We start from the raw sequence: 6,148 nt of genomic DNA, 5'->3' as shown, positions 1-6,148 counted from the left end.
CAACAAATGCCGGGACAAAAAGGTCGCATTTACCAAACTAGGCCTGTGGCATAATCAGGTTGAGAATGCGGGCATTGCTTCCTTTGAGAGCGTAGCAAGATCCATTGCAGCTCATCATCAATACATTCTCCATTACTTCGACAACAGAAGTACTAATGCATCGGCAGAATCATTCAATGCAAAACTCAAAGCTTTCAGGAGTGTCTTCCGTGGCGTAAGGGACACAACATTCTTCCTGTACAGAGTGATGAAATTGTATGCTTAAAAGTCTTTACCCCCCAAACTTTCGGTATGATCCGTTCAAGGTCAAACTGTATTCTTGGGGGTTTGGGGAAATCGTGGACCAACCATCGTCAACAGAGTCGACGGACCATATTCACAGAAGATTTTTGACCTCCGAATAGGCAGTGTCTTACCATTGCTAACTTCTGCACAGGGCAAAAATTTCGCTGCTCACTTACCTCTGTCCTTTATTGAACCATTTATCGTCGAAGAAATCGAAAAACAAGGTAGTATCAACGGGAGACCTGTAGCACTATCAGATGTTTACGATATGCTGGACAATATCCGTGCAAATGGTGTCAGCAATTCCAGAGGGCAACTGCTGTCAGATTTCACATCCCTTTCCGTACCAATATTCGACTTTTCAAACATGATCTATGCTGGTATCACCATCATGGGAAAAATGGATGTATTCGATGACAGAATGGATGCCAAACCAGCTAAACCCCTCAAAGAAGCCGGACGAAAACTATCCGAATTAGGTGGATGGAAACCGAAAGACAATAATTAAATCTGAGATTTAGACAATATTAATATTCAATTCTATGAGGCTCCCCAATACGGAGCCTCTTTTTTCTAACTTAATTCATCCATTCTCGTTTTCTGGAATTTCCTTGCCAGTCTAATTCCTAATGATCCTATTTCCAGTTTAATCCCTCTCTCCGTCCTCTTTCATTCGGACCTCATCCACACCTCGTTCGGACCTTGTTCGGATGTGATCCGAACAAGGTCCGAACGAGGTCCGAAAAACCTGCGAATGAAAGAATAACGAGTCTCGAACAAGACCCCTATCAAAACCATAGATATTCATATAAAAGATTCTATGTTATATTCCAACTCTTTAGATTACTTTTTAATTGACTTTAAGACCTTATTTTTTGAATTTCTTGAATAAAAAATAAAAATCCTTTTATATTTGAATTCAATATCGTAATATTACGATGTAAATTTATATCGAAATGGGAGTTACAAAAACAGAAATATATAAGGATGAGCAAAATAAGCTTGCATCACTTCTAAAAGTTTTAGGGCATCCTGCCAGAATAGCAATTCTTCAATATATAATCAATCAAAAAGCATGTATTTGTAATGATCTTGTTGAGGAATTGGGATTAGCGCAGGCAACTATTTCCCAACATTTAAAAGAATTGAAAGCGATAGGAATTATTCAAGGTTCGATAGAAGGAAAATCGGTTTGTTACTGTATTGAAGAACAGGTTTGGAAGCAGTTTCAAGAAGAATTTAATTCCTTTTTCAATCAGGATGTAAAAATCAAGCAGTGCTGCTAAGGCATTTTTTTATATTTTATTATCGTTATATTGCTATATAACGTTTAAACTTTAAAATATCAATTCCTCATTTAAAAAATAAATATTATGAAATTATCAGAAATCAAAGAAATCTTGCCAACATTACAAAATGTTGAATTTCAATTAGAAAACGGAAAATTTGTACCCGAACACTTTCATGTTACAGAAGTGGGGGTTATTATAAAACGCTTTATTGATTGTGGTGGAACGATCCGAAATGAACAAGTTGTTAATTTTCAATTATGGGATGCCAACGACTTTGACCATAGATTGAAACCTAGCAAACTATTGAATATTATAAAGCTGTCTGAAGAAAAATTAGGCATTGAAGATGCTGAGATAGAGGTTGAATATCAAGGTGAAACCATTGGAAAGTTTGACTTGGATTTTAACACAAATCATTTTGTACTTAAAAACAAACAAACAGCGTGTCTTGCGCAAGATGCCTGTGGAATTCCTGTCGAAAAACAAAAAGTAAAGTTATCAGAACTGAACAATTCTTGTTGTACTCCTAATTCGGGCTGTTGCTAAACATTTAAAATTATTCTAATGTACAAAGATTTAAACAAGACAGTTGCCAAGGATCTCAATTTCGAAAGCATCCTCGAAGAACGCAAAATCTCTCTACAACCATTGGTAGATTATATACAGCAAAAAACAGATAGTGGGCAGGAGATAAATATTAATTTCATTTGTACTCATAATTCACGAAGGAGCCATCTATCTCAGGTTTGGGCACAGACTGCAAGTTCGTATTTCAATATACTAAATGTGCATTGTTACTCAGGTGGTACTGAAGAAACTGCACTATTCCCGAAAGTGGCAGAAACATTGACTAATCAGGGCTTTTGCATCTTTAAAATTGCCGACAATAATAATCCCGTGTATGCCATAAAACACAGCGATAATGCTTTGCCTATCATCGGTTTTTCAAAAAAATATGATAGCCCATTTAACCCAGTATCAGCATTCGCCGCAATAATGACTTGTTCGCAGGCAGACAGTGGCTGTCCTTTTATTGTAGGAGCAGAAAAGAGAATATCTATCACTTATGAAGATCCTAAAATATCAGATGATACACCGGAACAGTTAAAAGTATATGCGCAAAGAAGTTTACAGATAGCAACCGAAATGTTTTATGTTTTTTCAAAAATCAACCGTTAACAAATGCAGCCAAAACTAAAATTTCTTGACCGATACCTCACCTTATGGATATTTCTTGCAATGGCCTTAGGCGTTAGTTTGGGGCATTTTTTTCCTAATATCTCAAAAGTAACAGACAGCTTGTCTGTAGGTACGACAAATATTCCATTAGCAATTGGTTTGATATTGATGATGTATCCACCATTGGCAAAAATCGATTATTCAATATTGCCGAAAGCATTTAAGGACGTAAAAGTAATCGGAATATCTTTAATCTTGAATTGGGTTATTGGGACATTATTGATGTTTTGTTTAGCAGTTTTGTTTTTACGGGATCAGCCCGACTATATGGCAGGATTGATACTTATTGGTTTGGCAAGGTGTATTGCAATGGTTATTGTATGGAGTGATTTGGCAAAAGCCAATAGGGAATATACGGCATTATTGGTAGCCTTAAATAGCATATTTCAGATATTGAGCTACAGTTTCCTGGTATGGCTGTTTATCAATATACTTCCCAATAAATTAGGCCTAGCCAATTTCAACATAAATGTCTCAATGAAGGATGTAACAGAAAGCGTTCTAATATATTTGGGGATTCCTTATTTAGCAGGATTTATAAGTCGATACACATTGGTAAAATCAAAAGGTATAGAATGGTATAACAGGACATTCATACCCAAAATATCGCCCATTACTTTATATGCACTATTGTTTACAATCGTATTGATGTTCAGTCTGAAAGGCGATAAAATTGTAGAGTTGCCAATGGACGTAATAAAAGTAGCCATACCGTTAATCATATATTTTGTTTTAATGTTTTTCGCAAGCTTTTTTATCAACAAATCCTTAAATATTCCGTACGACAAAAATGCGTCAATTGCATTTACAGCCACGGGAAACAATTTTGAATTGGCAATTGCTGTAGCCATCGCTGTTTTTGGCATTCATTCGCCCCAGGCATTCGTAGGAGTAATAGGTCCACTTGTAGAAGTGCCAGTTCTGATATTATTAGTTAAGGCAAGTTTGTGGCTAAAAAGCAAGCACTACAGTTGAAAAAATCCACAACTCTAAAAGTGTTCGTTGAATAGCCACTATAGTCTTCATTTTGACACCATGTCTAGAAACTACCCTTACATTCTGTTCAGATTGCTATCGCTCTTCTTCACCTGTATTGTACAAACATTGGAGAAACAAAATCCTTAATCCCAAAATAAAACTCAGAACAAAAAAATGGCTGGTATCTCTACCAGCCATTTAAATTCTTTATTGATCATATCCCATATCTCAAATCTCACATCCTTCTAATGTCTTTTGTCTTATGTCTATTGTCTAACACAATTCCTTTCCCCTATCTCATATCTCACATCTCACATCTACTTTTAATCATAAAACTTCCAAGACACCCCGAATCTCAGGTATGCAGGAGTCATTGGATATCTTCTAACAGAGTAATATCCACGAGGATATACATGTTGATTGGCGAAGTTATAACTAATAAAAAGATTCACGCGGTCGATGTTTCCTGTAAACCAAACATCGGCAACTGGGTAGGTTGAGAACTCAATGCCAAGGTTGTCATTGTAGAATTGTCCAGAGTTAATGGAGTATGAAGGTGTACGAAATGGAGTATTGAACCTTACATCCATTCCGATCCTAAAATCCATAACATTATACAAGATATTTGCATAATATAAACTGTGCCATGTATAAAGCTCAGGCGTTGCCAAAACATCCATTTTATCGGATTTTTGATAAACTACCCTATTATCCAAATTCCACCTGCGGAACTTGAAATTCTGTTCTACTGTTAGTTTTAATAAATTCAAATTACCTTCTTGGGCAGGTTCGATTTGTTTGCTGATCAGCAGATTGTTTGTTGGATTAGGCAATTCTTTGAAATAGGTGTAGTTGTTGATCAGGAAATATTCCAATTTCCCTGAGAACCCAACTTTATTGTTTGCATATTGAAAGGAAAGATTTTGAGTCTTGATCTTGTCCAAGTTTAGGTCTTCCTCTTTCCAGGAATGATAAGCGAGATTGGCATTTTCGAATATCATTTCTGGCGACTTATTCTGCGAATAGGCACCAATCCTCAATTTCCCCAACACATCGCTCAGATGAACATCAGCGTGGGCTTCGTAAAGGAAATCGCCCATGTTACGACCAACGACAATCTGGTTGGCACTGAATTTCACATCAACCCGGTCAGAGAACTTATATCCGATGGCCCCTTTCACCATACTGTTTTGATAAAACTTGCTCAACACACTGTCAGCATACCATATTAGATCATTCTGGAACCCTAGTTCGACCTTGGCCTCATTCTTTAAACTCTTTCCGCGGAGGTAAAAACTATAGGTGAAATCATTGCTAATGGTTGTAATTTTTGTGGTATCGTCTACCCGAATCAAGTTATTGTATGGAAATGCATTGTATAGATCCGCTTGATTCTTGAAAAAGATAAACTTCTGTTGGCGAATGCTCGAATTGTGGGCTACGACATTGGTTGGATGAATCTCAGCATCCGGCCCTTGCCCGCTCACTGTATCAATTCTTCCCAAATAATATGATTGTCTCAAGAAAAATCCCAAGTCTTTCCATTTGTTATAAGGACGATTGGCTTGAATACCATCCAACCGAACTGGATATCTTGAAGGCGAGGTATTACTTGAGGTATCTCTAAAGAGGGTATCATTCCTGACAGATCCATTTTCTGTAGCATCCAACGTATTGAAAGTGAAATTTGAAAGGAGGTTATATCTTTTGCTCGGAGATTCGTACCAGGCAAATACTGCACCTTTACGATCGCTATATTGCTGATTGTTATAAAAACCATCCGTATTGGTTGCATGATATTCTGCTCCGATATTCAGGTGTGGATTTATATTTTGCGCAAGCTTAGCACGAAACACCTGGTCATCGAAGAAAAATCCTACGGCATAGAGTTCCGAATATCTTGCTCGAGCTCTATAATAAAGAATTGAATCGGGATGTACCAAGTATCTTTCCAAGGCATGGTAACCAGACTGAAAACCAATGGATTTATTAGGAGTAAACAATAAGTCACGGGTTGCCAATCCATAAGCTCCTAAGTGAATGGAAGGATTCCAAGGGAGGTTCTGTTTATTGTAATATTGAAAATTGACATGCGAAGTATCTATCTGAAAGGTTTTGGTTCCTTTCTTCATGGTTGCGAGATTAGTATAGCGCACATATTTAGCTGTAAACACTACGGAATCTTTCTTGTTGTCTTCAGCATTTCGTGCAGAATCCAATGCAGAGCTGAATTCATCTTCAGTCTGGGCGTAGAGTTTAGGAACAAGACTAAACAATATCAATACAAACAGCAACCTTCTAAGCATACTCAACAGATCGGTACAAATTTTTTATGCCCTCAAAAATAGCGCAAA

The 6,148-nt window shown here is 37.1% G+C and carries 7 protein-coding genes; 6 read left to right on the top strand and 1 reads right to left on the bottom strand.

Going from position 1 to position 6,148, the window contains the following annotated elements; translation table 11 throughout:
* The 6 genes from CRT24_RS01575 to arsB form a co-directional block, all read left to right on the top strand.
* Positions 1 to 265: transposase (locus tag CRT24_RS01575; RefSeq protein WP_144034477.1), on the top strand; the 265-nt coding region annotated here is incomplete at its 5' end.
* 54 nt (positions 266 to 319) lie between these two features.
* The gene (locus CRT24_RS01570) at positions 320 to 793 is read left to right on the top strand and encodes an IclR family transcriptional regulator C-terminal domain-containing protein (RefSeq protein WP_099369494.1); all 474 of its coding nucleotides are present in this window, start codon (positions 320 to 322) and stop codon (positions 791 to 793) included.
* Between the two features lie 448 nt (positions 794 to 1,241).
* Positions 1,242 to 1,571, top strand: a complete 330-nt coding sequence (locus CRT24_RS01565) for a helix-turn-helix transcriptional regulator (RefSeq protein ID WP_099369493.1) — start codon at positions 1,242 to 1,244, stop codon at positions 1,569 to 1,571.
* Between the two features lie 87 nt (positions 1,572 to 1,658).
* On the top strand, positions 1,659 to 2,123 hold the full coding sequence (locus CRT24_RS01560) for a DUF6428 family protein (RefSeq protein WP_099369492.1): 465 nt from the start codon (positions 1,659 to 1,661) through the stop codon (positions 2,121 to 2,123).
* Positions 2,124 to 2,141: 18 nt separating this feature from the next.
* Complete coding sequence (locus CRT24_RS01555; protein WP_099369491.1) at positions 2,142 to 2,756, top strand: protein-tyrosine-phosphatase; 615 nt, start codon at positions 2,142 to 2,144, stop codon at positions 2,754 to 2,756.
* A 3-nt stretch (positions 2,757 to 2,759) separates the two neighbouring features.
* The gene (arsB, locus tag CRT24_RS01550; protein ID WP_099369490.1) at positions 2,760 to 3,791 is read left to right on the top strand and encodes an ACR3 family arsenite efflux transporter; all 1,032 of its coding nucleotides are present in this window, start codon (positions 2,760 to 2,762) and stop codon (positions 3,789 to 3,791) included.
* Positions 3,792 to 4,117: 326 nt separating this feature from the next.
* Here the strand turns inward: arsB and CRT24_RS01545 are convergent, their stop codons facing one another.
* Positions 4,118 to 6,100 (bottom strand): putative porin, encoded by a 1,983-nt coding sequence (locus CRT24_RS01545; protein ID WP_257213921.1) that lies wholly within the window; start codon positions 6,098 to 6,100, stop codon positions 4,118 to 4,120.
* Between the last annotated feature and the right edge of the window lie 48 nt (positions 6,101 to 6,148).

The sequence above is a fragment of the Sphingobacterium sp. 1.A.5 genome (assembly GCF_002734235.1).
GTDB lineage: Bacteria > Bacteroidota > Bacteroidia > Sphingobacteriales > Sphingobacteriaceae > Sphingobacterium > Sphingobacterium daejeonense.
This window is presented reverse-complemented; position numbering and strand designations above follow the sequence as displayed.

Bases quoted from the DNA above. Each gene is read 5' to 3' on its own strand.
- CRT24_RS01565 (WP_099369493.1), top strand. From the start codon at position 1,242: ATGGGAGTTACAAAAACAGAAATATATAAGGATGAGCAAAATAAGCTT.
- CRT24_RS01560 (WP_099369492.1), top strand. From the start codon at position 1,659: ATGAAATTATCAGAAATCAAAGAAATCTTGCCAACATTACAAAATGTT.
- CRT24_RS01555 (WP_099369491.1), top strand. From the start codon at position 2,142: ATGTACAAAGATTTAAACAAGACAGTTGCCAAGGATCTCAATTTCGAA.
- arsB (WP_099369490.1), top strand. From the start codon at position 2,760: ATGCAGCCAAAACTAAAATTTCTTGACCGATACCTCACCTTATGGATA.
- CRT24_RS01545 (WP_257213921.1), bottom strand. From the start codon at position 6,100: ATGCTTAGAAGGTTGCTGTTTGTATTGATATTGTTTAGTCTTGTTCCT.